General features: G+C 56.9%; 26 protein-coding genes. 15 read left to right on the top strand and 11 right to left on the bottom strand.

Annotated features, from left to right (window positions below):
* Positions 1 to 663 precede the first annotated feature (663 nt).
* Genes FGA82_RS20435 through FGA82_RS20450 form a run of 4 tightly spaced genes read left to right on the top strand, consistent with a single transcriptional unit; the run spans position 664 to position 4,246 of the window.
* On the top strand, positions 664 to 1,557 hold the full coding sequence (locus FGA82_RS20435; RefSeq protein WP_141128482.1) for a TauD/TfdA family dioxygenase: 894 nt from the start codon (positions 664 to 666) through the stop codon (positions 1,555 to 1,557).
* A 48-nt stretch (positions 1,558 to 1,605) separates the two neighbouring features.
* Positions 1,606 to 2,697, top strand: coding sequence for a DegT/DnrJ/EryC1/StrS family aminotransferase (locus FGA82_RS20440; RefSeq protein WP_141128483.1), 1,092 nt, complete (start codon positions 1,606 to 1,608; stop codon positions 2,695 to 2,697).
* A gap of 18 nt (positions 2,698 to 2,715) precedes the next feature.
* On the top strand, positions 2,716 to 3,207 hold the full coding sequence (locus FGA82_RS20445; RefSeq protein ID WP_141128484.1) for a nucleoside-diphosphate kinase: 492 nt from the start codon (positions 2,716 to 2,718) through the stop codon (positions 3,205 to 3,207).
* Positions 3,182 to 4,246, top strand: a complete 1,065-nt coding sequence (locus FGA82_RS20450; protein WP_141128485.1) for a hypothetical protein — start codon at positions 3,182 to 3,184, stop codon at positions 4,244 to 4,246. The genes FGA82_RS20445 and FGA82_RS20450 overlap by 26 nt, the downstream gene beginning before the upstream one ends.
* A gap of 248 nt (positions 4,247 to 4,494) precedes the next feature.
* Here the strand turns inward: FGA82_RS20450 and FGA82_RS20455 are convergent, their stop codons facing one another.
* Positions 4,495 to 4,761 carry a YebG family protein gene (locus FGA82_RS20455; RefSeq protein ID WP_141128486.1) on the bottom strand — a complete coding sequence of 89 codons (267 nt, stop codon included), beginning with the start codon at positions 4,759 to 4,761 and terminating at the stop codon, positions 4,495 to 4,497.
* 230 nt (positions 4,762 to 4,991) lie between these two features.
* Here FGA82_RS20455 and FGA82_RS32150 point away from each other — a divergent pair, with 230 nt between their 5' ends.
* Positions 4,992 to 5,159 (top strand): hypothetical protein, encoded by a 168-nt coding sequence (locus FGA82_RS32150; RefSeq protein WP_171057317.1) that lies wholly within the window; start codon positions 4,992 to 4,994, stop codon positions 5,157 to 5,159.
* 11 nt (positions 5,160 to 5,170) lie between these two features.
* On the top strand, positions 5,171 to 5,671 hold the full coding sequence (locus tag FGA82_RS20460) for a phosphate-starvation-inducible protein PsiE (RefSeq protein WP_026000737.1): 501 nt from the start codon (positions 5,171 to 5,173) through the stop codon (positions 5,669 to 5,671).
* On the opposite strand, the gene FGA82_RS20465 is transcribed toward FGA82_RS20460, so the two are convergent.
* The 3 genes from FGA82_RS20465 to FGA82_RS20475 form a co-directional block, all read right to left on the bottom strand.
* Positions 5,668 to 5,985: a DUF3509 domain-containing protein gene (locus tag FGA82_RS20465; RefSeq protein ID WP_141128487.1), complete on the bottom strand. Its 318-nt coding sequence runs from the start codon at positions 5,983 to 5,985 to the stop codon at positions 5,668 to 5,670. The two genes, FGA82_RS20460 and FGA82_RS20465, sit on opposite strands and share 4 nt — an antisense overlap.
* Before the next feature lie 305 nt (positions 5,986 to 6,290).
* Positions 6,291 to 7,592 (bottom strand): serine/threonine transporter, encoded by a 1,302-nt coding sequence (locus FGA82_RS20470; RefSeq protein WP_141128488.1) that lies wholly within the window; start codon positions 7,590 to 7,592, stop codon positions 6,291 to 6,293.
* 86 nt (positions 7,593 to 7,678) lie between these two features.
* Positions 7,679 to 9,055, bottom strand: a complete 1,377-nt coding sequence (locus tag FGA82_RS20475; protein ID WP_141128489.1) for an L-serine ammonia-lyase — start codon at positions 9,053 to 9,055, stop codon at positions 7,679 to 7,681.
* 135 nt (positions 9,056 to 9,190) lie between these two features.
* Here FGA82_RS20475 and FGA82_RS20480 point away from each other — a divergent pair, with 135 nt between their 5' ends.
* Together FGA82_RS20480 and FGA82_RS20485 are read left to right on the top strand one after the other, a co-directional pair.
* On the top strand, positions 9,191 to 10,138 hold the full coding sequence (locus tag FGA82_RS20480; RefSeq protein WP_007914183.1) for a LysR substrate-binding domain-containing protein: 948 nt from the start codon (positions 9,191 to 9,193) through the stop codon (positions 10,136 to 10,138).
* Between the two features lie 200 nt (positions 10,139 to 10,338).
* Positions 10,339 to 10,746: an HPF/RaiA family ribosome-associated protein gene (locus FGA82_RS20485; RefSeq protein ID WP_130910818.1), complete on the top strand. Its 408-nt coding sequence runs from the start codon at positions 10,339 to 10,341 to the stop codon at positions 10,744 to 10,746.
* Positions 10,747 to 11,133: 387 nt separating this feature from the next.
* Here FGA82_RS20485 and FGA82_RS20490 read toward each other — a convergent pair whose 3' ends face one another.
* The 4 genes from FGA82_RS20490 to FGA82_RS20505 form a co-directional block, all read right to left on the bottom strand.
* Positions 11,134 to 11,502, bottom strand: a complete 369-nt coding sequence (locus FGA82_RS20490) for an endonuclease domain-containing protein (RefSeq protein WP_141128490.1) — start codon at positions 11,500 to 11,502, stop codon at positions 11,134 to 11,136.
* Positions 11,503 to 11,819: 317 nt separating this feature from the next.
* Positions 11,820 to 14,153: a TonB-dependent Fe(3+) dicitrate receptor FecA gene (gene fecA, locus FGA82_RS20495; protein ID WP_141128491.1), complete on the bottom strand. Its 2,334-nt coding sequence runs from the start codon at positions 14,151 to 14,153 to the stop codon at positions 11,820 to 11,822.
* Positions 14,154 to 14,342: 189 nt separating this feature from the next.
* Complete coding sequence (locus FGA82_RS20500) at positions 14,343 to 15,275, bottom strand: DUF4880 domain-containing protein (protein ID WP_141128492.1); 933 nt, start codon at positions 15,273 to 15,275, stop codon at positions 14,343 to 14,345.
* Positions 15,272 to 15,760, bottom strand: coding sequence for a sigma-70 family RNA polymerase sigma factor (locus tag FGA82_RS20505; protein WP_141128493.1), 489 nt, complete (start codon positions 15,758 to 15,760; stop codon positions 15,272 to 15,274). Before FGA82_RS20505 ends, FGA82_RS20500 begins: the two co-directional genes overlap by 4 nt.
* A gap of 188 nt (positions 15,761 to 15,948) precedes the next feature.
* On the opposite strand from FGA82_RS20505, the gene FGA82_RS20510 reads away from it, so the two are divergent.
* The 6 genes from FGA82_RS20510 to FGA82_RS20535 all read left to right on the top strand — a co-directional run bounded on the left by FGA82_RS20510 (position 15,949) and on the right by FGA82_RS20535 (position 22,345).
* The gene (locus FGA82_RS20510; RefSeq protein WP_016986986.1) at positions 15,949 to 16,254 is read left to right on the top strand and encodes a DUF3649 domain-containing protein; all 306 of its coding nucleotides are present in this window, start codon (positions 15,949 to 15,951) and stop codon (positions 16,252 to 16,254) included.
* Positions 16,251 to 17,837 (top strand): PepSY-associated TM helix domain-containing protein, encoded by a 1,587-nt coding sequence (locus tag FGA82_RS20515; RefSeq protein WP_141128494.1) that lies wholly within the window; start codon positions 16,251 to 16,253, stop codon positions 17,835 to 17,837. The genes FGA82_RS20510 and FGA82_RS20515 overlap by 4 nt, the downstream gene beginning before the upstream one ends.
* Positions 17,837 to 18,163, top strand: coding sequence for a DUF3325 domain-containing protein (locus FGA82_RS20520; protein WP_141128495.1), 327 nt, complete (start codon positions 17,837 to 17,839; stop codon positions 18,161 to 18,163). The genes FGA82_RS20515 and FGA82_RS20520 overlap by 1 nt, the downstream gene beginning before the upstream one ends.
* A 1-nt stretch (position 18,164) precedes the next feature.
* Positions 18,165 to 18,731, top strand: coding sequence for an RNA polymerase sigma factor (locus FGA82_RS20525; protein ID WP_141128496.1), 567 nt, complete (start codon positions 18,165 to 18,167; stop codon positions 18,729 to 18,731).
* Positions 18,728 to 19,717 (top strand): FecR family protein, encoded by a 990-nt coding sequence (locus FGA82_RS20530; protein ID WP_141128497.1) that lies wholly within the window; start codon positions 18,728 to 18,730, stop codon positions 19,715 to 19,717. Before FGA82_RS20525 ends, FGA82_RS20530 begins: the two co-directional genes overlap by 4 nt.
* A 198-nt stretch (positions 19,718 to 19,915) precedes the next feature.
* On the top strand, positions 19,916 to 22,345 hold the full coding sequence (locus tag FGA82_RS20535; protein ID WP_141128498.1) for a TonB-dependent siderophore receptor: 2,430 nt from the start codon (positions 19,916 to 19,918) through the stop codon (positions 22,343 to 22,345).
* Between the two features lie 215 nt (positions 22,346 to 22,560).
* On the opposite strand, the gene FGA82_RS20545 is transcribed toward FGA82_RS20535, so the two are convergent.
* Positions 22,561 to 23,436 carry an AraC family transcriptional regulator gene (locus FGA82_RS20545; RefSeq protein WP_141128500.1) on the bottom strand — a complete coding sequence of 292 codons (876 nt, stop codon included), beginning with the start codon at positions 23,434 to 23,436 and terminating at the stop codon, positions 22,561 to 22,563.
* A gap of 139 nt (positions 23,437 to 23,575) precedes the next feature.
* Here FGA82_RS20545 and FGA82_RS20550 point away from each other — a divergent pair, with 139 nt between their 5' ends.
* A complete protein-coding gene (locus FGA82_RS20550; RefSeq protein WP_141128501.1) occupies positions 23,576 to 24,478 on the top strand; it encodes a DMT family transporter in 903 nt (300 codons plus the stop codon).
* Positions 24,479 to 24,497: 19 nt separating this feature from the next.
* On the opposite strand, the gene FGA82_RS20555 is transcribed toward FGA82_RS20550, so the two are convergent.
* Positions 24,498 to 25,007 (bottom strand): DUF2165 family protein, encoded by a 510-nt coding sequence (locus FGA82_RS20555; RefSeq protein WP_141128502.1) that lies wholly within the window; start codon positions 25,005 to 25,007, stop codon positions 24,498 to 24,500.
* 146 nt (positions 25,008 to 25,153) lie between these two features.
* Positions 25,154 to 26,128, bottom strand: a complete 975-nt coding sequence (locus FGA82_RS20560; protein WP_141128503.1) for a 2-hydroxyacid dehydrogenase — start codon at positions 26,126 to 26,128, stop codon at positions 25,154 to 25,156.
* Positions 26,129 to 26,443 lie beyond the last annotated feature (315 nt).

Below are 26,443 nucleotides of genomic sequence, written 5' to 3' on the forward strand. Positions count from 1 at the left end.
GGGCTGATTCCTGGAGGCATGGGTCAGTAGTCTTTAAGCACGGCGACCCGCCAGTCAATATAAGAGCAGTGCTTATATTGACTGGCGGGTCGCATACTGGAAGATTTTGGATGTCGTACTTGCTGGGCGCATGTTTTTGACGTGTTGTCTAAATATGATCTGAAGATGGCGCAGGCATGGCAGAGGCAGTGAAGTGAGCATTTTATACCTTCCGTGGCATAGGTGCAGAATGGGCTGGAAAAGCCCTGAAAAGTGCGAAAGTGGCTTCAGTGTGAATGGCGAAAGTCTAATAAACGCAAGCTGCTATTTATATTTTGCGTAATCATCCAGTATTCGCGATGAGGGCCATGCTCATGCCATTGGGGAATCTTAGTCAAATTTAATTTTTAAATTCAAAAATATTTCTGAATATTTCAGAAAGTTATTGACAGCTTTGGTAATGGTCTCTAGCTTGGATTGGGAAGTGAATCCACTTCGGACGTTAAATAACTAAAGGACTATATTATGAACGCGACCATTCGTGTACTGACCGACAAAGAACAGAAAGCAGTAAGTGCCTCCACTACCTTCCTCAGCAGCGGCGGTGGTCATGGCGGCGGTGTTGCAGCCAAGGCATAACTCAATCGCCCTTTCAAAGGTTGATTGAAGGACAGGATTAAGCACATGGATGTGCATCGTTATCTTGGAATACTGTATAAATCGATTGTATTTGCTACTTGGATTGGGTATCAAATTTCCCATAGTTGGTACGTCAGGATGACTGTAATAACAAAAATGGACGTGGAGCTACAGCTCAAGCACGTCGGCTACGCTTTGCTTCCGCGTTTTGATTCAAGTTACAGATTGATCGATTGCTATCCTTCATATGAAAACCTTCTGGATGGAATGCCGTTATTACATCGACTATTCGAAGGGCTTAGCGAACGGCTTAAATCGCATTCTGTACAGCCCATCGTCATGGCTTATGAAAATGACGGTCATGCTTTCACGCACATCACCCCTGCAAGGAGTGATCATAAGTCGATGACTGCGTTGAGGGGGCATACCGATGGAGCCTTCCTTCATTTGCCTCACGAATCTGCCACAAACCAATTGATAATTCCGGAAGTTATCGGACTCTTTTGTATTCGAAATCCCGCCGGCGTTTCTACGACTCTTTACACGTTGAGTGAATTAAAACGTCGGCTGTCAAAAAAAACCTGGCTGCAAATGCAAAAGCCGGAATTTCTCATTGGTATACAGGCTAGTTGGAAAATGCCTGTTGATTTTGATCTCCACACTGTTGCTAGACCCTTGGTAGTAATGGGTCGCGATGGAAGTGAATTAGTCAGATTCAGCCATTCAGGGGTCAGGGCGTTGAGTTCTGAGGCCGAAAGTGCGCTAACCGAGTTCAAGAGGGTTTTGCCCACGGCCGAATTTAACCTGAAGTTAAATCCGGGCGACCTGTTGCTGATCAATAATCACAGAGCCGTCCATGGCCGTGCTGCAGCTCCAAACATGGACAGCATGATTGCCAGGCGCCGCTGGTTGCTGCGTTTCTACGCCACTAATCAATAGATGTGTTAATCACGATGCCAGTCCACGGTGTCAACAAAGGGATTTTTAATGAGCATCCAAGAAAAATACCTGACGCCTCCATCTTTCAGAGATCTTGTCGAGTTGTCAGCGGCTCTCGAACAACGTCAGTTGGCGGGGAACGCCGAGGTGGTTCGCCGTTATGAAGAACATTTATCGGCGTTGTTCGACGGGCTCAACTGCGTAGCCGTCAGTTCTGGTTCTGCAGCACTGCACGCAGCATTGGTCGCTAGTGGAGTGGGGCCGGGTGATGAAGTGCTGGTGCCTGGTGTTGCTCCTATCCCGACGATACTGCCTGTCTTGGCTGTAGGTGCAAAACCGGTATTCGTCGACACCCAGGATATTCACTCCCTGCGCATACATGTCGACACCCTTGCTGACGCAATAACTAAAAATACGAAAGCAGCGATACTCCTGCCGTTGTGGGGATACTCTGCCGACTGCAAGGAAGCCATCGATTTTTGTCGGTCGAAAGGAATCAAGACGATTGAAGATGCTGCACAGTCATTTTTGACAATTGACGGTGGTAGCAAAGTCGGCACCATTGCCGATTTCGGATGTTTTTCTACCCATGATAGGAAACTGCTCTCCACGGGGGAGGGTGGGTTCATTTTGTGTAAAAGTCCTCATGATGCAGAGCGCTTGAAGAAGTTTTCTCGACTCGGTGGTATGAAGGGGTTTGAGTATGGGCCCAATTATAAACTTTCGGGGTTACAGGCAGCTCTTGGCATTTCTCGTATAGAAAGTGCCCAACAGCAGATTTTGCTACGTACGGAAACCGCCGCGCAGATATTGAAGGGCGTCGAAGGCGGGTTCTGGAAAGAACTACAGACATCTGCAGGCAGTAAACCAAACTATTATTTGCTGGCTTTATATCCTGTTGCCGGCGAGCCTGAAAAAATTCAAGAACAAATGCAACGTGCCGGACTGCTCACCGACTTTAATACTTATGGTGCTGCTCAATACAAAAAAGAACTGTTTCATGCGAGTGAACTGGATTTGCCGAACGCCATTGAGTGCATCAGATCTTGTGCAACCATTCCAGTGCATCCGGAAATTAGTCAGTCATCCATTTCCGAAATTGTCAGAATTCTGAATAATATCGCCCATCAGTTTTCTTGAATTTTAGAGGTTTTTCATATGTCTCGAAATCGCACTTTTATTCTTGTAAAGCCCGATGCTGTACACCGGGGGCTGGTCGGAAATATCGTGTCTAGATTTGAATCGTGTGGTTTCAAGTTTGTTGCGATGAAAATGATCCAGATGACCGACGATATTTTTTACGGTCTTTATCCTTCTATCAAAGGCAAGGTTTTTCACGATCAATTTTACGCGTTAATGAACTCAGGGCCTTCTGTTGCATTGGTACTGGAAGGACATCAAGCCGTGAAGTCCGCATTTGATATATCCGGACCTTCACGATCGCCGGAACTGGATACTACCAATTCCATAAGGAAGTCTTTCGCCTTGTGGACCGGTGCCGATGTCATTCATCGTGCTGACAGCGTAGAAGACGCTAACGCTCAGATTGAACTGGTCTTCACTCCTCAGGAATTGTTTTCGTACTACAAACTGGGTGAAGAGTTCACAAGTCAGGAGGCCTGGGATGCCTACGGAAGTCGTTGGAGTTGATTGCTTTACCGAGGCCTGGTGCAGTGAACTGATCGAGATAAGTGTTATCGGAAAGGAAGTTTCCATACCCGTCCTGGAAATTCTTCGTTTAATCTCCTACGAAGAAGGCGACTTGATTTTTTTGTCAGGATCTCTGATTGAAGGTATAGGGAACCTGCTGTCTGATCTTGATGTGTATGTTCTCAAAAAAAACAAGCTGCAACTATCAACGGAGTTCGAGGCAAGTCACGATCTTGTGCGAGAGTTTTCAAGTGTGGATTCATTCTCCGGAAAATCTGTGTCGACCTATGACTATTTGCCCGAATATGAATTAAATATAGAAGTGGAATACTGGACTGCCGAAGAGATAGATTGTCTTATCAAAGGCGTGAATCGGAACTCTTTCGAATCGGCTCGGTTCGGATTGTCTCCCGGGATGAATATTCCTTCATTCAAGGCATCCAGGCTAGTACATAATATTGTGACGGCAACTCCGCTTGTAGGTCATGAGCATCTGGCGTCTTTAGTCGATTCTTTTCATCTGCCGTCTTATTGCTTTATGCGATTCAATTCTCTGGCGGGGTCCTATGAGGACTTCAAGGATATTGCCGGGGTGTATATGTCGGGAGACATTTTACGCGCTTATGATTTAGCACGTGAGTACGTAACTGTGCAGATGCAGGCGCTGACGCATTTGCACTTCAATACGAATTTTCGCCGTAAGTGGCTTTTGACATATTTGCAAAAACTGCCTTCGGATTACGATGGCATAGTGGCGCGGTATACTGAGCTTGTTTATAAATCAAGCGGGGTTGATTCCTTGCAAGATAAGTTTGTAGAGTTGGTTGAGTTCTTGAGAGACGTCTTTACTGCTTTCGGATCTACGCTGGATAACTCGCCGGCTTTCTCGAAGTCGAACGAATTGATAGAGTCTTGCGCCGATTTTGCCGAGTCTTTCTCCGACGCTGAAACGCAGAGAATTATCGAGTTCCGCCGCACAGTGATAGGCAATAAAGTATTCGATACCGCAAAAATGTTATCCAAGAGTTCGTGGGGATAGGACTTTTCTGTGATTTGAGGTGGAGACCGAGTGGCAGGCGAGAATGCTTCAATTACCGTCTGCTTCTTGCATTGAACTGCAAGCCGGTCCGGTAAGGAGAGCAGGATGTACATTCAACGGGCGTTTCACCTGTAGACGCGTATCTGTTGTTTCCCGTCGCGCTCGTTGGCCGCTCAATAAGAGCGGCCCTAACGTGCGCCAGAGCATGAAGAAATGGCCTGCCGAAAAATCTGATTCGATAAAAAGAGTCAGTTTGCCTCGCCATTCAACTGAGTGAGCTCTGTCAAAGCCCCCGCATTATTTTTGAAAGCAGCCGCGAACACCGCTCGATTTTTCGCCATGTAGATACTGGCGTCTTCAGCCTGCTTCTCGGTCAGACCCACTACGTTCTTGAGCAGAACTTCAGTCAATGACTCTGCCAGTTCGAGCATTTGGTCGTGTGCATCAGCTAGCTTACGATCCACGAATGTAGTCTCCAAGTCGCGGGTACTGCGATACAGGGTTTCAACAGCCATTTTTGGCCTCGTCATCAGGTGCAGTATTGAGGGGAGTCGTCCCCGTTTTTTCACTTTCAAACAACAATTGCTCACCGTTGGCCATGAGCGCTGCAACTGCCGTCGCGCAAAATTTCTTGCGTTTGCATCGGCAGGTTTGCTTGAGAGTACTGTATCTATATACAGCCAAAAGAATAAGCGAAACTCTGCGCTTTGGGTAGTGGCTTTTTAATGTAGACCGGATTCAGGGTTTGTCTGCCGACGAAAGCAGTGGCGGTGCGACCAAACGCCACGGCGCGGGTTTTGCCGGTGCTCGCCATGATGGCGTGGCCTCGTTTCTGCATGAAAGCTTCTGCATGAAAACAGGCGTGCAGAAACCGTCACGTCCAACACGCATCATCCGCTCGCATTCGAGCTAAGGAACATCATCGTGAAAATCAACTGGGCCGAGAAACTGCGGCAGAACGTGCATCAACTGGCCGAGTCCCTGGGCAACCTGTTCGTCGAGACCTTCCACTATCTGGCGCTGTTTGCCATCGGTGCGGTGACGGCGTGGGCGGCGGTGATGGAGTTTCTCGGGATGCTCGAGGAAGGCCACATCAAGATCGATGACATTCTGTTGCTGTTCATCTATCTCGAACTGGGTGCGATGGTCGGGATTTACTTCAAGACCAACCACATGCCGGTGCGCTTTCTGATCTACGTGGCGATCACCGCGCTGACCCGTTTGCTGATCTCCAATGTCTCGCACCACAACCCGCCGGACATGGGCATCATCTACCTGTGCGGCGGGATTCTGCTGCTGGCGTTCTCGATTCTGGTGGTGCGTTACGCCTCGTCACAATTTCCTTCGGTGAAGATCGAGAAACCGCAGCGCAAACTTGGCGCCGGTTCCAGCGAGCATCCGGAAGTCGAGAAGGGCGAGCTTTAAAGCCCGGCCGCTTGTCCGGGCTGGCCGATGACGCGTGGCGGTGGCGGGGTCAGTCCGTCGCCGCTGGTCATCGCTTCGAGAATCGCCATGGCGCTGTGGCCCTGTTCGATTGCGATGCCGAATTGAATGCTTTGCACCAGGCGCTTGAGGCGCGCAGGGTCATTGCGCTGCTCGGCGCTGATCATGCGTTTGGCCACGATGTGGCCGCTGTTCGACAGGGTCAGCATGATGCTGCCGTCCAGGCCCTGAATGCTCAGATTGATCTGATAGTCCGGCGCGAAGGCATCGGTAATGATCTGAAAAGGATTGTCCATGATGCGTCACCGCCTGATTGAACGTGCAGTTGTTGACCGGCCGTGATCGGGTTGGTTCGCCAAACCGGATCACCGGCCATTCCGTGTCCTGTCCTGGTTACTCATGTAGGAGCTGCCGAAGGCTGCAATCTTTTGATCTTCAATGTTTTGATTTCGGTCATGAAGGTCAAAAGATCGCAGCCTCGTTTCTCTCGACAGCTCCTACAGGGGGAGTTTGCAAGGGCTGTGCCGGGAAAATTGTCGAACAATGAACACGGGCATAAAAAAGGCGAACCGCTTGGCTCGCCTTTTTTTATGGTGCGTTTTCAGGGCAGAACCGAGTAGATGATCGCTGACAGTGCAATCAGGCCGATCAACACCACAAACACGTTTGATGCCTGGCCCGAATACTGGCGCAAGGCTGGTACACGGCGGATGGCGTACATTGGCATCAGGAACAACAGGCAGGCAATCACCGGCCCGCCGAGGGTTTCGATCATGCCGAGGATACTTGGGTTGAAGGTCGCCACGGCCCAGCAGCTGAGGATCATGAACACGGCGGTCGCGCGGTTCAGCCAGCTCGCTGACATGACACGGCCGCGGCTGCGCAGGCTTTTCACGATCATGCCCTGGAAACCTTCGCTGGCACCGATGTAGTGGCCGAGGAAGGATTTGGTGATTGCCACCAGCGCAATCAGCGGCGCTGCGTAAGCGATGACCGGGGTCTGGAAGTGGTTGGCCAGGTACGACAGGATCGAAATGTTCTGTGCCTTGGCTGCCGCGAGATCCGCCGGTGAAAGCGCCAGCACACAACTGAAGCAGAAGAACATCACCGTGACGACCATCATGCCGTGGGCCACCGCGAGAATGCCGCTGCTTTTGCGTTCGGCCTGCTCGCCGTAGCGTTGTTTCTGATCAACCGCGAACGCGGAGATGATCGGCGAATGGTTGAACGAGAACACCATCACCGGAATCGCCAGCCACATTGTCTTGAAGAAAGTGGACATTGGCATGGCTTCCTGGGCGCTGGCGAAAAAAGCACCATTCCAGTTCGGAATCAGGCTGAGCGCGAGCAGCAGCAATGCCGCAACAAAGGGATAAACCAGCACGCTCATGGCTTTGACGATGACGCTTTGACCGCAGCGCACGATCGCCATCAAACCGAGAATCAGACCCAGTGAGAGAATCGCCCGTGGCGGCGGGGCGATGTGCAGTTGGTGTTCGAGGAAACTGCTCAGGGTGTTGGTCAGCGCCACGCTGTACACCAGCAGAATCGGAAAGATCGCAAAGAAATACAGCAACGTGATCAGCTTGCCGGCACCGATGCCGAAGTGTTCTTCGACCACTTCGGTGATGTCCCCGGAGCGCCCGGACAGCACGAAGCGAGTCAGGCCACGGTGGGCAAAAAACGTCATGGGGAAGGCCAGTACCGCGAGAATCAGCAACGGCCAGAAACCGCCGACACCGGCGTTGATTGGCAGGAACAACGTCCCGGCACCGATGGCGGTGCCGTACAGCCCAAGCATCCAGGTGGTGTCGAATTTGCTCCAGCCCTTGTGGGCTGTTTCTGTATTGCGTGTACGGTCTAAAGCGGGATTTTCGGCAGCAGGTGTACGTACATCGGTCATCGGTATCGCCTCGTTATTATTTTTGCTCGGGCTCACGGTTGGCAGACCGTCGGGTGCGGTCTGCCGGGGCGGTCAGGGAAGGCGCCTCAGCATTCCACCCAGCTCACGGCCAGGCCGCCCCGTGAAGTCTCTTTGTATTTGTCGTGCATGTCGGCGCCGGTGTCGCGCATGGTGCGGATCACCCGGTCGAGGGAAATGAAGTGCTTGCCGTCGCCGCGCAGGGCCATTTGTGTGGCGTTGATGGCTTTCACGGCGGCGATGGCGTTGCGCTCGATGCAGGGCACCTGTACGAGGCCGCCAACCGGGTCGCAGGTCAGGCCGAGGTTGTGTTCCAGGCCGATTTCGGCAGCGTTTTCCAATTGTTCCGGGGTGGCGCCGAGTACATCGGCAAGGCCGGCGGCAGCCATCGCACAGGCCGAACCGACTTCACCCTGACAGCCGACTTCGGCGCCGGAGATCGAAGCATTTTTCTTGCACAAAATGCCGACGGCGGCCGCACCGAGGAAGAAAGCGACGACATCATCTTCAGACGCGTCCGGATTGAATTTCATGTAGTAGTGCAGAACGGCGGGAATGATCCCGGCTGCACCGTTGGTCGGCGCGGTGACCATGCGCCCGCCGGCCGCGTTCTCTTCGTTGACGGCGAGGGCGAACAGGTTGACCCATTCCATCGCCGACAGCGTCGAACTGATCACGTTCGGCTTGCCGATCTCCAGCAGGCTGCGATGCAGTTTCGCTGCACGACGCGGCACATTCAAACCACCGGGCAGGATGCCTTCGTGGCGCAGGCCTTGTTCGACGCACTCGCGCATTACCGACCAGATGTGCAGCAGACCTTGGCGGATTTCCGCGTCGCTACGCCAGGCGCGTTCGTTGGCCATCATCAGTTCGGACACGCGCAGGTTGTGCTGTTTGCACAGTGACAGCAGTTCGGCGGCGCTGGAGAAATCGTACGGCAACACCACGTCGCCGGCCGGCGCTACGCCGGACTCAGCCTCGGCTGCTTCGATAATGAAGCCGCCGCCAACCGAGTAGTACGTCTGCTCGAACAACTCGGCGGTTTCGCCAAAGGCTGTCAGCGACATGGCGTTGGGGTGGTAGGGCAGGCTCTCATCCAGCAACAGGAGATCGCGCTGCCAGTTGAAGGCAATTTCTCTTTGCCCGGCGAGGGACAGTTGGCCTGTCTCGCGCAGTTGCTGAATGCGGGGATCGATGGTCGCCGGATCGATGCTGTCCGGCCATTCGCCCATCAGGCCCATCACCGTTGCGCGGTCAGTGGCGTGACCGACACCAGTGGCCGACAGCGAACCGTACAAACGGATTTCCACACGACGCACATCGTTCAAAAAATGCTGATCAATCAGCGCTTGAGCGAAGGTCGCTGCCGCCCGCATCGGGCCCACAGTGTGGGAACTGGACGGGCCGATGCCGACTTTGAATAGATCGAAAACACTGATAGCCATGCTAAACCCTTACAAGCAATGGAGTAGGAATCGCTGCCATTTTTTGTAGGACGAGCGCAATGTCGGCGATACTGCCTACCTCGGTCCTACGTGACTAACGAAACTTCCTAAGTAAGCCTTTAGCAGGACTAAACGATGAGTCGTCAATTGCATGCCCAGACCTATGTCTGGCTACAGGTGTTCTCCTGTGCCGCACGGCACTTGTCGTTCACCCGGTGTGCCGAGGAACTGCACATCACCCCGGGGGCGGTCAGTCAGCAGATTCGGCAACTGGAAGAACGCCTCGGTTTTCGTCTGTTTCATCGGCGCGCGCGCGGTGTGGAATTGAGTGCAGAGGGGCAGCGGTTGGCGATTACCGTCAATGAGGCGTATGGCAGCATTGATGCAGAATTGCGTCGACTGGACGCTGGGATGATCAGCGGGATTTTGCGTGTGCGCTCGATTCCGTCGTTCCTCAGCAAGTGGCTGACGCCGCGTCTGCCACGCCTGCAACAGCGCTATCCGGACATTCAGCTGCGGCTCGTCGCCGAGGACAGCAGCGTGCCGTTGCACGAGGGCGACTTTGATCTGGCGATCGATCTGAACGACGGCAGTTACCCGGGATTGTTATCCACAGCTTTGCTTGACGAGCAGATTTTCCCGGTGTGTGCGCCGAGTTTGTTGCGCGGGCGTCCGCCGTTGCACGGGCCGGCAGATCTGGTGCATTTCCCGTTGCTGCATGACATCACTGCGTGGCGCGGCAGTTATGAATACGCGGAGTGGGAGTTTTATTTAAACGCGATCGGTTTTGAAGGCGCCGACGTACGGCGCGGGCACACCTTCAATCGCAATCACCTGACCATCGAAGCGGCGATTGCCGGCATGGGCGTGGCAATCGCACGACGCACATTGCTCAACGATGAGCTGGAGCGAGGGACGTTGATTGTGCCGTTTGGCCTGTCGGTACCGAATCACAAACGCTACGTGTTGCTGTACGCGCCAGGGGCGTTGAGCCATCCGGGGGTGCGTGCGGTGCATGATTGGCTGGTAGAAGAGGCGGGGATATTTCGCAGTTTGCACCCGTTGAACGACGGGCAATTGTGAGCAAATTTTGCAGCATTGCGAGGCGACCCAACTCCCGACCTTACCAGTGCTTTGCCCGGTTGTCCGGCTTTTTTTGCGAATGAATATTTATCTTTTTTCAGGGGTTGAAATGTTCGCCGGTCGGGCCGATTGTTGTAACCAGGAGGTCAGGAAATTCAACTCAAGGCCTCTCACGAGCTAGCTGAAATAAGGGATGAACTATGCAAATCCAAGTCAACAGCGATAACCATATTCAAAGTAGTCAACGACTGGAGGAGTGGGTACGTACAACCATTGAGAGCACGCTCGAACGTTATGAAGAAGACCTGACCCGTGTCGAAGTCCACCTGAGCGACGAGAACGGTGACAAACCAGGTCCCCATGACTTGCGCTGCCAGCTGGAAGCGCGGCCAAAAGGCCATCAACCGATTTCCGTGACCCATAAGGCCGATTCGCTGGAGCTCGCGATCGACGGCGCTGCCGAAAAACTCGAGCACGCACTGGAGCACCTGTTTGGCAAACTGCGAGGTAAACCCCGCGCCGCTGTGGTGCCATTCACCGGCAAGGCCAATGACAAGCTGTTGGCGGAAGAGTTTGACGAGAACGAACAGGCAGCGATCAACAGTTGATACGCTGATTTTATAAGCCAACCAATGAGAACGGGCCTGCGAAAGCAGGCCCGTTTTTGTTTGTGGCAATTTTTGCGCAGGGCACAAGATCGCGGCCCCTCACCCCAGCCCTCTCCCTCCGGGAGAGGGGGGTCGACCGAGGGGTATCGCGGGGTGCATCGACCTGGAAGACCGAGTCGATTATGGATTCGATTAAGCAGAATCAGGTCGGCGTATTTCTCAAGCATCCCGCAATCAGTCCCCCTCTCTCCGGGAGAAGGCCGATCGAGGTGTCTGAAGAGGTATATCGACCTGTGATCGAGTCGATTATGGATTCGATTAAGCAGAATCAGGTCGGCGTATTTCTCAAGCATCCCGCAATCAGTCCCCTCTCCCTCTGGGAGAGGGTTAGGGTGAGGGCATTTTTCGATTCGCCGCAATTCTTATGATCTGCTCTAGCACATCGTCCATCTGCTGGATCACCTCAAGATTACTGAAACGCACAATTTCAATCCCCTTTTGATTCAGATAGTGAGTCCGGCGCTGATCATGAATCAGTCCCGGTGTTTCATAGTGCTGACCACCGTCCAGCTCGATCGCCAATTTCAGCTCGGCACAGTAAAAATCCAGCACGTAAGGTGGGCAGGGAAACTGCCGGCGAAATTTCAGATGGGCTATTTGGCGAGAGCGGAGTTTTTGCCAGAGCAGATGCTCGCAGTCAGTTTGATTGATGCGTAACTGGCGAGCGAATTGGGCGAGGGTGGGGCGGGTTTGCATGCTTCACGATCCTTGTGAAGTTGGTTGGATATTTCACTGTAGCCGAGAACCCTCACCCCAGCCCTCCCGAAACGTCGGACCGCCCATAGGGAGAGGGGGCCGACCGAGGTGTCTTGCGGGCTACATCGACCTGAAAGACCGAGTCGATTATGGATTCGGCAAAGCAGTTTCAGGTCGAGTCGATTATGGATTCGGCAGAGCAGAATCAGGTCGACGTACCTCGCAAGCATCCCACGATCAATCCCCTCTCCCTATGGGCGGTCCGACGTTTCGGGAGGGCTAGGTGGGCGGCGTTCCGATGAGGGGCTTTTCAATCCTCAGAACGCTACTGAAGTCTGCACATAAACCGTCCGCGGCTCACCCACATATTTGCCCTTGTTGTTGTCATCAAACGAACGTGTGAAGTACTGCGTGTTGAAGATGTTTTTCACGCCCACCGCTACATTCAGATCCGACAACTGCGGTCCGAAGTCATACCCGGCGCGGCTGCTGAACAGCATGTAGCCCGGGATCTTGCCAGTGCTGCCGTCAGCACTTTCTTTCGAGGTGTTGGCGTTATCGGCGAACTGGTCGCTCTGGAAGCTGCTATCCAGATTCAGCTTCCACGGGCCTTCGGTGTAGCCGACGCCAATCGTGCCTTTGTGTTTCGACGAGAACGGTACGCGATTGCCCTTGTTCGGTCCGTCTTCGCGGATGGTCGCGTCAACATAAGCGTAAGTGGCGTAGATATCGAAACCGGCGAGCGCCGGGCTCAAGTCATCCAGCGCGTAATTGACGCTGGTCTCGATCCCTTGATGGCGGGTTTCGCCACGGGCAATCACCGAATCGTTGGTCTGGTTACTTTCGTACTGGTTGTCGAAGTTGATCAGGAACGCGCCGATTTCCGCACGCAACGCACCGTTGTCATAGCGCGTGCCGAGTTCCCAGGTGCGCGCCTTTTCCGGTTTCACTTCGCCGCTGGTTACGCGGTTGGGCATCTGGCTGTATTGCACGCTGCCGAACGAGCCTTCGGTGTTGGCGTAGAGGTTCCAGCTGTCAGTCAGGTGATAAAGCACGTTCAACGCCGGCAGCGCGGTGTTGTAGTCACCCTTGTATTTGACGTTGGTCAGGTTGTTGGTCTGTTGCGACTCGATCATCTCGTAGCGCACGCCCGGGGTGATCGTCCATTTGCCGATGTCGATGCGGTCATCAACAAAGAACGCATTGGCTTCGGTGCCGCCACGGGTGTCGCGGTCATTGCGGCTGCTGGTGGTCGGGTATTCGTTGCTGCTGATCGGCGTGCGATAGCGCAGTTCGTGACCAGCCTCGTTGATGTAGCGGTAGCCGACGCCGACTTCATGGCTGGTCGGGCCGAGGTCGAAGCCTTGGGCGAAACGGGTTTCCAGACCGCGCACCCAATACTCGCGCGGTGACAGCGAGAGGAATGTGCCCTGATCGAGATAACCGCTGCGCAGGGTCTTGGTGAAGAACGTGTTGGCGGTGAACTCGCGGCGATCTTCCTGATAGCGATAGCCGAAGTTGAACATCGTGCGGCGGCCCCAGAACTGGTCTTTCGGGCGGGTCGACTGGTACGGATCTGCGTCGTAGTCGGCAACGTTCAAACCGCCGGGCATGTCAGCCTTGCCTTCGTAATACTGGGCCATGGCGTTGAAGCTGTTGGCTTCGTCGAGCTGGTATTTGCCCTTGAGAATCAGGTCGTCAATCTCGGTGTCGCTGTGTTCACGCCAGTCACCACCACGGGTTCCGGAATACAGCAACGCACCGCCTAGGCCATTGGCGTTAGTGCCGCCGGCCAGTAGATTGGCGCTGGTCTTGAAACCGTCGTGGCTCGACGATGGGCTGGTTTCCGTCTGGAAGCCACCCTTGACCGTTGGCTCGTCGGGAATCGCCCGGGTCACGAAGTTGACCACACCACCGACGTTCTGCGGGCCGTAACGCACGGCGCCACCGCCGCGCACCACGTCCACGGCATCCATGTTGCCCATGCTGATTGGCGCGAACGATAACTGCGGTTGACCATAAGGCGCGAACGGCACAGGAATGCCGTCCATCAACACGGTCGAGCGTGCGGCCAGTCGCGGGTTCAAGCCACGAATGCCGAAGTTCAGCGCCATGTCGTGGCTGCCGGTGCCGTTGTTTTCCGGGGCGTTGACGCCGGGGATACGGTTGAGCACATCACGGGCCTGCGTTGCGCCCTGACGTTCGAACTCTTCGCGACGGATCACATCACGGGCACCGGGATGTTCAAACACATTGATTTGCGCAGCGTCGCCGAGCCAGTCACCGACGACTTTCGACGTGTCCAGCTCCAGCGCGGCATCCGCCACCGGTTGCAGGCTGAACGCATTGTTGCCCTCGGCGCGTGCTTGCAGACCGGTGCCTTCGAGCAGCGCATTCAAACCTTGTTCTGCGGTGTAGCTGCCTTCCAGACCCCGACTTTGCACACCGTTGGTGACTTGCGAACCGAATGAAATCAACACGCCTGCTTCGCGACCAAACTGGTTGAGGGCGTTCTCCAGCGACGACGGCGCGATGTGATAGGCCTTGGCATCGGCAGCCACTGCGGCGGGCAGGGCGCTGAAACTCAGACTGGCGCCGAGGACGAGATTGCGCAGGCTGCGGGCCAGTGGCGTGAGGCGGGTGGGGTGCATGTGAATGATCCTGAGAAGGTTGAATCAAGGGGGCTTTCCTTCTCTGTCACGCCAGATCTGAAAAACGGCTCATTTATTTTTAAATCAAAAGATCGCAGCCTTCGGCAGCTCCTACATGTGGAATGCATATCTCCTGTAGGAGCTGCCGAAGGCTCGGGCCGCGATCGGACGATCTTCTGATCTTGCTCCTTAAACCCGTGCTTCGACGCTCACCCAGTAGCGAGTAAAGCGCTTCACCTTCACCGGCAAACTGATTTCCAGCAGATCGAGAATCCGCTCGCTGTCGTCCAGTGGGTAAGTTCCGGAAATCAGCAGGTCGGCGACGTTCCTGGCGCAATTGAGCTGGCCGCGACGATAGCGGCCGAGCTCATCGAGAAAATCGCCGAGACGCATGTGCGCCGCCACTAGCATGCCGTCGGCCCAGGCCCCGCTGTTGGCGTTCAGCGGTTTGGCTTCGCTGACAGATGTCGAAGTAAAACTCAACTGACGCGCGAGCGGCAGCAACATCGGCGTGCGTCCATTGCTGCTCAGTTCGACGCGACCCTCGAACAGCGCGACCTGCGTGCGATCGGCAAACTGGCGCACATTGAGGCGTGCGCCCTGAGATTTCAAAAGGCCCTGAGCCGTGTGCACCTCAAAGGATTGCGCGGCAGTCAGGAGGATTTCACCTTCGAGCAAGCGGATCAGTCGCGCCGAAGTGTCGACATCCACTGCGCTGGCTGTGTTGAGTTGCAACTGATCGCCGGCACCCAGTGCCACCTTGCGCCGTTGCCCGATCGGGCTGCGGAAATCGGCGAGCAGCGACGGCAATGGATTGTGCTCACGCATGCCCCAGGTGACCGCCGAGCCGGCGCCGAGAATCAGCAGCAGTTTCAGTGCCTGACGACGACTGCCGGACTTCGGCCCGTTCAACGCCGCGTGCGCCAGTGGTGAAGACACACCGCGCAAGCGCTGGTTGACCCGCTGAATATGCTCCCACGCCCGCCGGTGCTCGCTGTGCGCGTCCAGCCATTGTTGCCAGGCGTTTTGCTGGCGCGGCGAGAGCGTGCCTTGCTGCATTTCCATCAACCATTGCACGGCCTGTTCCGCCACCTGTGAGGAGAAATCCGGTGTGCGGTTCATAGGGCGAAGTAGCAGCGCATCGCCGCTTTATTCAGATGCCGCTTGACCGTGGCCACTGAGATGCCGAGTTCGGCGGCGATCTGTGGATAGGTCAGGCCATCGACCTGCGCCAGCAAAAAAGCGCGTTTGACCTGACGCGGCAAACCGTCGAGCAACTCATCCAGTTCCATCAGGGTTTGCAGGATGATCGCCTTGTCTTCTTCCGACGGCGCGACCATTTCCGGCATCTGCGCCAGTGTGTCGAGGTAGGCGCGCTCCAGATCCTGACGGCGGTAATGATTGAACAGGACCCGCTTGGCCAACGTCGTCAGAAAGGCGCGTGGCTCGATGATCACTGGCGCCTCGCGGGCGGTCAGCACTTTGATGAAGGTGTCCTGGGCCAGATCCGCCGCGCTGTCCGGGCAGCCGAGCTTGCGCCGCAACCAGCCGGTAAGCCAGCTGTGATGAGCCTGATAGAGCGATTCGACGGGATGGACGGACGACAACGGTGGACTCCGGGCGCTTTTTTGACGCGGTAGAGAGTACGTTAGAGAACAAGAACTGTTCGCATTGTAGGGGGCGAAATGCTCAACCGGCAATCAGATGCTTTTGCGTATGAGAATATTTATCATTAATATTGTTCGCCTCAAGGTTCGGCTTATCGGTCGGACGTTTTTCGTTTCAGGGTCGAAACATGAAAGGCAAACTCGCCACACTTCCCATGTCCTATCGTCTGGCCGTCACCTCACGGGTGCTGGCCGCGGTATTTGGCGGCTATCTCGTCGCGGCGCTGGCCAGTGTCACCCTGACGCTGTGGCTGCCGTTGAGCCGAGCCGAAGCGGTGGTGACCGGCATGACCATTTCCTTTCTGGTCTATCTGGTGGCGGTGCTTTGGTGTTTTGCCTGTCGCACGGCGTGGTCGGCCTGGGTTGGCTTGCTGGTGCCGAGCGTGATTCTGGCGACCATCTCCGGTGCGGCGCGTGGGCTGGGGCTGGCATGAAAGAGGGCTTTCGTCAGGCGATGGCCTGGCTGCACACCTGGACCGGACTGCTGTTCGGCTGGTTGCTGTTCGCGATTTTTCTGACCGGGACGCTGGCGTATTTCAAAGATGAAATCAGCCACTGGATGCAGCCGGAGATCCCCGCGCGGTCGGTGAGCGCCGAGACCAGCCTGACGCTGGCCCAGGATTATCTGCAGCAACACGCGGCGGGCGCTTCACGCTGGCTGATCGATTTGCCTGATGCCCGAGATCCCGGCCTGACCGTGCGTTGGCAACAAGCGCCGGCCAATCCCGGCGAGCGCGGGCGCTTTGAATCGAAAACCCTCGACGCGCAAACCGGCGCCGAAGTACAGGGCCGCGCAAGCATGGGCGGCGAGTTCTTCTACCGTTTTCACTTCCAGTTGCAAATGCCTTATCCGTGGGGCCGTTGGCTGGCGACCATTGCCGCGATGGTGATGTTTGTCGCCCTGATCAGCGGGATCATCACCCACAAGAAAATCTTCAAGGACTTCTTCACCTTCCGCCCGCGCAAGGGCCAGCGCTCCTGGCTCGACGGGCATAACGCGGTGGGTGTGCTGGTGCTGCCGTTTCACTTGATGATCACCTACAGCAGCCTGGTGATTTTCATGTCGATGGTCATGCCGGCGAGCATCGTCGCGTCGTATGGCAGTGACGTGCGCACGTTTTATGACGAAGTTTTCCCGGCGTCGAAGACCCTGGAACGCGCCAACATCGAGGCACCGTTGGCGGCCATGGCGCCGCTGTTGAGCAAGGCCAGCGAGCAATGGTCTGGCGGCCATACGGCGCGTCTGTCCGTGAATAATCCCGGAGATGCCAATGCCACCGTGGTGCTGTCGCGCGCTGGTGATCGCGTGGTGCATGATTTCGGCCGCGCCGTGACCTTCAACGGTGCGACCGGGCAGATGCTCGGCAGCACACCGGAGCAGCCGGTGGCGATGGCGGTGGGTGGCGCGTTCTATGGTTTGCACATGGGCCACTTTGCCGGGCCGCTCTTGCGTTGGCTGTATTTCATTTGCGGATTGGCCGGCACCGCGATGATCGGCACCGGGCTGGTGATCTGGCTAGGCAAGCGTCAACTTAAACACGCCAAGAGCGGCGTGATGCCGTTCGAACTGCGGCTGGTGGAAGTACTGAACATCGCCAGCATGGCCGGGCTGGTGTCGGCGGTCGCGGTGTTCTTCCTGGCCAATCGTCTGTTGCCGGTGAATCTCGCCGGACGCGCAGATTGGGAAGTGAACGCGTTCTTCATCGCTTGGGGCTTGAGCGTGCTGCACGCGGTGTTACGACCGGGGCGCAAAGCCTGGGTTGAACAGCTTGTTTTGGGCGCTGCACTGTTTGTTGCGGTGCCGCTGATCAATGCCCTGACCACCCCTTGGAATATCGGCGTTGTTTTGCTGCAACGCGATTGGGCGTTGGCCGGTTTTGATCTGACGTGCCTCGCAACAGGTTTTTTCCTCGCCTGGGCTGCATGGAAAATGCAGCGCGCCGGCAACACGGTCAGCGTAAAAAAGCCACGTCGCGAAACGCCACGGTCGATCACTCTTGAGCAAGGGGTTAACTGATGCTGCTGGCCCTGTTGCTCACCTACGCCGGATTCACCGCGTTGTGCCTGTCGATGCCTCGACACCACGATGAACTACTCGGCCGCAAACCTTCCACGCGTCGCCGTCAGGGCCTGAAACTGGCCGGGTGGTTTTTGTTGGGCTTGTCGCTGTGGGCTGCCGTTTCTGCCGATGGCTGGAGCTTCGGCCTGGTCGACTGGTTCGCCGTGCTGATGCTCAGCGCTCTGGCGTTGGTATTGCTGCTGCCGTATCGCCCGCGCTTCGCATTGGCACTGGCCGGTGTCAGTCTGCTGGCCAGCCCGGTCGCCGCATGGGCGCAGTGCTGAAGTGCTGATCGGTCTGCCACCTGAATCCCGCGACGACGAGCCGCGCGGGGCGCGTGCGCATTTTCTCCAGGTGTTCCTGTCTCAGCGTTCGCAAATGGAGGCGCTGGTGAACCGTCGTGTCGGTTGTCGGGCGACGGCGGCGGACCTGGTGCAGGATCTGTTTTTGCGGTTCTGGCGGCGGCCGTTGGTGCAGGTCGAAGAGCTCAGCACCTATCTGCTGCGCTGCGCTGGCAACATCGCCATCGATCATCTGCGCAGCGAAGGCACGCGCACGCGCGTCAACGAGGGCTGGCAACCGGACGCGCCGGACAGCCACGGCAGCGAACCGCAAGCGGCGCTGGAAGCGGGCAATGATCTGAAGCATGTCGAAGCGGCGTTGCGCGCTTTGCCCGAGCGCACCCGGCAAATCTTTTTGCTCAATCGTATCCACGGCCGCAAGTACGCGGAAATCGCCAAAGCCATGGGCCTGTCCCAAAGTGCCGTGGAAAAACATATGATGCGCGCCCTCGAGGCCTGCAAGGCCAGCCTGCGCGACCCCGCGCCACGCCTGCCAGGGAAAGCACCGTGAAACCATCCGATTCCGTCACCCCGACGCTTGCTCAGGAGCAGGCCGCTTTTGCCTGGCTGAGCCTGTTGCATGACCGGCCGAGCGCGGGCGATCAATTGACCTTCAGCCAGTGGCTACGGGCTGATCCAGCGCATGCCGAGGCTTACGCGCAGGCGCAGGTGCTCTGGGAACTGAGCGAAAGCCCGGCGCAAATGCTGGCCGATGAAGAGGCTTTGGCGTTGCAGGGCTATCTCGACGCGATGGATCGCCCGCGCCGTCCGCAGCTTTTGCGTTGGTCGGGGGCGCTGGCAATGGCCGCGTGTCTGTTGCTGATGGTCAGCCTCGGCACCGGCTGGCAGCCGCAGCGCTGGATCGATGATCTGGGCGCGGATTACGTTTCAGCGCCGGGAGAAATTCGCACCGTGACCTTGGCTGATCAATCGCAAGTAACGCTGGATGCCGACAGTGCGATTGCCGTGGATTTCAGCCGTGGCGAGCGGCATGTTCAGCTGCGTCGTGGTGCCGGGTTTTTCACGGTTACGCACACCGGCGAGCCGTTTGTGGTCGAGGCCGAAAAGGGCGAGGCGCGCGTGCTCGGGACGCAGTTCGAAGTGCGACTGCAACCGCATGGCGCGCAGGTCACGGTGTTGTCCGGGCGCGTTGGCGTGACGGCGGATCGCGACGGCGAACAGCAGATTCTCACCGCTGGCCAGCAGGTTGCTTACGGCCAAGGCACAGCGCAAAAGCTTCACGCGGTGGACAGCGAAGCGCAACTTGCCTGGCGTCAGGGCTGGCTGACTTACTACAAGTCGACGCTGGCCGATGTGGTGCAGGATCTGCGGCGCTATTACCCGGGGCGGATTGTGCTGCTCAACGATGAGCTGGCGGCGCGCAAGGTCAGTGGCAGTTTTCCGAGCAAGGATCCGCAAGCGGTGCTCAGTTCCCTGCAAGGGGTGTTGGGGTTTGAGCAGCATCAGGTGTTGGGGCATCTGATAATTTTGCGTTGAGGCAAAGTCAAAAGATCGCAGCCTTCGGCAGCTCCTACAGGGATCCCATTCCAATGTAGGAGCTGCCGAAGGCTGCGATCTTTTGATCTGCAAAAATATTTTCAGATTTGTGGTGAGGTAAACCCGAACCCCATCCGTGTAGTGACTGAAACTGCGAGTCATTCGCATCCGTTGCGGTTCTACACAGGTCATTGAGTCATGAAGTCCAGGGCAAAATCGGGTTCGGTCAAACAGTGGTTAAGCGTGTCGGCATTGAGTTTTTCGGCATTGGCATTGCTGCCGATAAGCGTGTCTCTGGCCGCCGAAACCGGCAGCAGCCAGGCGCAAAAACAGTTCAATTTTTCCCTGGCCGCCAAACCGCTGCCGCAAGCCTTGAGCGACTTCAGCCGCGTCACCGGGCAAAGCGTGGTCTACACCGACGAAGCGCCGTACGGCCTCACCGCGCCGGCAGTCAATGGCCAGATGAGTGCCGAACAGGCACTGCAACGCTTGCTCAGTGGCTCTGGCCTCAACTTCCGCCGCACCGATAGCCACACGCTGGCGCTGGAACCCAAACCCACCGAAGGCGCGTTGACCCTCGGCGCCACCACCATCACCTCGACGCGCGACGAGTCGATGAGCTATCAACCACCGCCAACCAGTTCGGTGATGCGTTCATCAGCTTCGCTTCAGGAAATCCCGCAGACCGTCAACGTCATCCCAGCGCAGGTCATCCGCGATCAGGCGCCGCGCAATCTGGATGATGCACTGGCTAATGTCAGCGGCATCACCCAGGGCAACACCTTGGGCAGCACTCAGGATTCGGTGATGACGCGCGGTTTCGGTGACAACCGCAACGGCTCGATCATGCGCGACGGCATGCCGATCGTGCAGGGGCGCGGCATGAACGCCACCGTCGATCGTGTTGAAGTGCTCAAAGGCCCGGCCTCGTTGCTGTACGGCATTCAAGACCCGGGCGGCGTGGTCAACCTGGTCAGCAAGAAGCCTGAGCTGACGCAATACAATGCGTTGACCCTGCGCGGCTCGACCTACGGCGACGGCAAGAATGGCAGCGGCGGCACCTTCGACAGCACCGGCCCGCTGGGCGATTCCGGGCTGGCCTATCGCATGGTGCTCGACCACGAAGACGAAGATTACTGGCGCAACTTCGGCACCCACCGTGAAACCCTGATCGCCCCGTCGCTGGCCTGGTTCGGCGAAAGCACCAAGCTGTTGTTCGCCTACGAGCACCGCGAATTTCTTACGCCGTTCGACCGTGGCACGCTGATCGATCCGCGCACCAATCACCCGCTGGACATCTCGCGCAAGGAGCGTCTGGACGAGCCGTTCAACAACATGGAAGGCCGCTCGGACCTGTATCACTTTGAAGCCGATCACGAAATCAACGACGACTGGAAAGCGCACTTCGGCTACAGCTGGAACCGCGAAACCTACGACGCCAGCCAGGTCCGCGTGACCGCTATCGACACCAAAAAAGGCACGCTGACCCGCAGCATGGACGGCACCCAGAATGCGATCAGCACCGACCGGTTCACCACCGCCAGCCTCGAAGGCAAGGTCAACGTGCTGGGTATGCAGCATGATCTGGTGTTCGGCGTCGATGACGAGTACCGCAAGATCTACCGCGAGGACTTGATCCGGCAGAAAAGCCTGACCACGTTCAGCTACCTCAATCCGGTGTACGGGCGCGAAGTCGCCGGCACGACCGTCAGCGCCCCCGACAGCGCGCAGACCGATGAACTGCGCAGCGATTCGGTGTTCATGCAGGACTCGATTCACCTTAACGAGCAGTGGATTCTGGTCGCCGGCGGACGCTTTCAGGAGTACGACCAGTACGCCGGCAAAGGCGTGCCGTTCAAAGCCAACACCGACAGCAACGGCCAGAAATGGGTGCCGCGCGCCGGTCTGGTGTATCGCTACATCGACGCCTTGTCGTTCTACGGCAGCTACACCGAATCGTTCAAACCCAACTCCACCATCGCCCCACTGAGCGGCAGCAGCACCGTGCTCGACGGCAGCATCGCGCCGGAAGAAGCCAAGTCGTGGGAGCTCGGTGCGCGGCTGGACATGCCGGGGCGTGTCACCGGCAACATCGCGTTGTTCGACATCAAGAAACGCAATGTGCTGGTGGCCAATTCCGAAGGCCCGACGACGATTTACAGTGCGGCCGGTGAGGTGCGTTCGCGGGGGCTGGAAATGGACCTGACCGGTCAGTTGAGCCACCACTGGAGCATGATCGGCAGCTACGCCTATACCGATGCCGAAGTGACCGAAGACCCGGACTACAAAGGCAAGCGCTTGCAGAACGTGGCAAAGAATTCCGGCTCGTTGTCGGCGGTGTATGACTTCGGCAGCGTGATCGGTGGTGACCAGTTGCGCGTCGGCGCCGGGGCGCGTTATGTCGGTGAGCGCGCGGGTAACGCGGTGAATGATTTTGATCTGCCGAGCTACACCGTGGCCGATGCGTTTGCCACTTACGACACCAAAGTCGAAGGGCAGAAGGTCAAGTTTCAGCTGAATGTGAAGAACCTGTTTGATCGCACGTACTACACCTCGGCGGCGAGCCGGTTCTTTGTGTCGATGGGGGATTCGCGGCAGGTTTCGCTGTCGAGCACTTTGGAGTTCTAGGGCAAGATCAAAAGCCCCTCACCCTAACCCTCTCCCCGAGGGAGAGGGGACTGATTGGGGGATATTGGAGAACTGCGCCGACGTGATCGATCTTTACCGAATCCATAATCGACTCGGTCATTCAGGTCGATGTACAACGCCAGACACCTCGGTCGGCCCCCTCTCCCTCTGGGCGGTCCGACGTTTCGGGAGGGCTGGGGTGAGGGAAGAAGGGCTCAACGCAAAAACGCCTGCCGATACTCCCCCGGCGTCCCGCCCAAAACCTGCTTGAACCGATTAGTGAAATGACTCGCGCTGGCAAACCCGCACGCCAGCGCAATCTCGCCCAACGGCAACGCCGTCCCGCGCAACAACTCCCGTGCCCGACTCAAGCGCCGCGCCAGCACGTATTGATGCGGCGGTAAGCCGAAACTCGTCCGGAACATCCGCGCAAAGTGGTATTCCGACAGCGCGCACAACCCGGCCAGTTGTCCGAGGCTGATCGGCTCGGCCAACTGAGTGTCGATGAACTCCACCAATTGCCGACGCTGATGCGGTGCGAGCCCGCCCTTCAAACGCAAACCCTGACGTGCGCCGACCTGACTGAGCAAAGTGTGGCTGATCAATTCATGGGCGAGGCTGCTGGTCAGCAAGCGCTCGGCGGGTTCGTCCCAGTTCAGCGTCAGCAACTGCCGGAAGCGTTGAGCCTGTTGCGGATCTTCGAGAAAGGTCTGCTCGCGCAACTGCATCTCGCGCGGTTCGCGATCAAGCAGCGTGACGCAACCAAGGGCAAATTGTTCGGCGCTGAAATACAGGTGCGCCAAGCGGATATCACCGTTGATCACCCAGCCCGATTCATGATCGGCCGGCAGGATGCACAGCTTGTCCGGCCCGCCTTTTTGACCGGGTTGATCGCGACGGAATGTGCCGGTGCCACCGGCGATGTAGCAGGACAGGGTGTGGTGGCTCGGCGCTTCATAATCCTGCGCATCGTGGTGGTTGGTCCACAAAGCGGCAGACAAGCCGTCTCCAAGCTCGGCGCTGTGCACCAGGCGCGCATTCGGCGAGCTGTTCAACGCTTGAAAGACTTGCAGTGTATCGATGGCGGCCATGGTCGGTTCTCTTCAACGCCTTGCATCCTACTCCGTAGGCGCCGCGCTGCCAGCCTGCCGCCAGACAAAAGCGCAAGATTCTGCAAGTGCGCAGAGCGAGCGTGGGCAGATACTCAAGGCCTATCGAGGAGTGTGTGCCATGAACCTGTCGTTGTATTTGCTGACCGTGCTGATCTGGGGCACGACGTGGATTGCCCTGAAATGGCAACTGGGCGTGGTGGCGATTCCGGTGTCGATCGTCTATCGCTTCGGCCTCGCCGCGCTGGTGCTGTTTGCGTTGTTGCTGCTCAGTCGCCGGCTGCAACCGATGAACCGCCGTGGGCATTTGATCTGCGTGGCTCAAGGGTTGTGTTTGTTCTGCGTCAATTTCATGTGCTTCCTGACCGCCAGTCAGTGGATCCCCAGCGGCCTGGTCGCGGTGGTGTTCTCTACCGCCACCCTTTGGAATGCGCTGAATGCGCGGGTGTTTTTCGGTCAGCGCATTGCGCGCAATGTGCTGATGGGCGGTGCACTTGGGTTGTTCGGCCTGGGCATGTTGTTCTGGCCGGAATTGGCCGGGCATCAAGCCAGCCAGCAAACCTTGCTCGGTCTCGGGCTGGCGTTGTGTGGCACCTTGTGTTTCTCGGCGGGCAATATGCTCTCGAGTCTGCAACAGAAGGCCGGTCTCAAGCCGCTGACCACCAACGCCTGGGGCATGGCCTATGGCGCGGCGATGTTGTCGGTGTGGTGCCTGGTCAAAGGTATTCCGTTCGACATGGATTGGAGCCCGCGTTACGTCGGTGCGTTGCTGTATTTGGTAATCCCTGGTTCGGTGATCGGGTTCACCGCGTATCTGACACTGGTCGGGCGCATGGGGCCGGAGCGGGCGGCTTACTGCACGGTGTTGTTTCCAGTGGTGGCGCTGAACGTCTCGGCGTTTGCCGAAGGTTATCAGTGGACAGCGCCAGCGCTGGTCGGTCTGGTATTGGTGATGCTGGGTAATGTGCTGGTGTTTCGTAAACCGAAAGTGGTGGTAACGCCAGTGCAGGGAAAGTTGGCTTGAAATAAACGAGCGCTGAACTTCAGCGCTCGACTTTCAAGGTGATGTAAATCATCACCGGGAAGATGAAATCAACGATATGTCGCGCCCAGTCCTTGGCATTCCATGATTGCGAAGTGTCCATATCAAACCATTCCACTCCCACAGTTTGCAGGCACACGTAATAAATGAAGATGGCCGCCAGTATGCCCATGATCGAGAACTTTTTTGCCTCGTGGAATACTTCTGCGGACGCATTTATGTGGCGGTATAGCTGATACGTGCCTATCAGGCACAGCACGGTATACGTGACTTCCAGCGTTATGATGAACCAGTAGATCCGGTGATGGATCATCGGTGATTCAATGGCTCGGTACTTGATGGTTTCACTGGCAGTGGTGGTGTCCATACTCAGGATATGAGCCACATAGGTGTAGTTTGAGTTGTAGTCGGTAAAGTTGTGGATCATCACCAGCACGCCAAAGAAGCTGATGTAAGCCATCAATATGACTTTGCTGTAACGAATAAGTTTTTCGGTGGTCAGGGTGTTCAAGGTGTTGGCTCTCCATAGCGTTTGTCGATTATTCGACAGGCAGGCAGAGCTTATAATGCTGTTGTTTAATTGGCTTTGTTGTTCAATTTCAAGTTGTGTAAGGCATAACTAACGGGCAAGTGCGATAGCGCACTTGCCCGTGTTTTTTATCCGCGCCAGACTTGCGGGTTGACCAGATCCTGCGGGCGTTCGCCGAGCAGGGCGCTACGCAGGTTGGCCAGTGCACGATTGGCCATGGCTTCTCGGGTTTCATTCGTCGCCGAGCCGATGTGCGGCAGGGTCACGGCATTGCTGAGCTGGAACAGCGGCGACTCGGCCAGCGGTTCTTTTTCGTAGACGTCGAGGCCGGCGCCACGAATGCGCTTGTTTTGCAGGGCTTCGATCAGTGCGGGTTCGTCGACTACCGGACCGCGAGAGATGTTGACGAGGATTGCATCTGGCTTCATCAGGGCCAGTTCGCGGTGGCTGATCAGGTGGCGGGTCTTGTCGCTGAGTGGCACGACCAGGCAGACGAAATCGGCTTCGGCGAGCAGTTGATCGAGGCTGCGAAATTGTGCGCCGAGTTCTTGTTCCAGGTCGGTCTTGCGGCTGTTGCCGCTGTAGATGATCGGCATGTTGAAACCGAAGCGGCCACGACGAGCGACGGCAGCGCCGATGTTGCCCATGCCGACGATGCCGAGGGTTTTGCCGTGGACGTCGCAACCGAACAGCGGGGCGCCGACGCTGGCTTGCCATTGCCCGGCCTTGGTCCAGGCGTCGAGTTCGGCGACGCGGCGGGCGCTGCTCATGATCAGGGCGAAGGCGAGGTCGGCGGTGCTTTCGGTGAGCACATCCGGGGTGTTGGTGAGCATGATCCCGCGTTCGTTGAAGTAGTCGAGGTCGTAGTTGTCGTAGCCGACGGAGACGCTTGAGACCACTTCGAGTTTTGCGGCGTTTTCCAGTTGTGCGCGGCCGAGTTTGCGGCCGACGCCGATGAGGCCATGGGCGTGGGGCAGGGCTTCGTTGAATTGGGCGTTGATGTCGCCGTTCTTTGGGTTGGGGACGATGACGTCGAATTCTTGTTGCAGGCGTTCGATCATGGGCGGGGTGATGCGGCTGAAGGCCAGGACAGTCTTTTTCATCGTTGTTGGCTCTTGTTCGGGCTTGATACCAAGCACGCTAACATTTCTGGCTTGGGGTTGTCTTGGCGGCCTCTGGGCCGACCATGTTCTTGGGGTTTTGGGTGTATATCCGTTTTTTGGGTGATGACGGCTTAGGGTTCCGCCCTTACGGCGGGTCACTTTTTCCAGACGCCGAAAAAGTAACCAAAAAGGCTTGCTCCTACGTGCGGCCCGCTCGCTGGGGCTCGGGGTTCCTTCGCTGCGGGATCGATCCGGGCGCAGCGCCTACGGTTTGCTTCGCTGCACCTCCTCTCGCTGTGGTTGGCTTCGCCAAAC

The organism is Pseudomonas fluorescens (assembly GCF_005938625.1).
Taxonomy (GTDB): Bacteria; Pseudomonadota; Gammaproteobacteria; order Pseudomonadales; family Pseudomonadaceae; genus Aquipseudomonas; species Aquipseudomonas fluorescens_BD.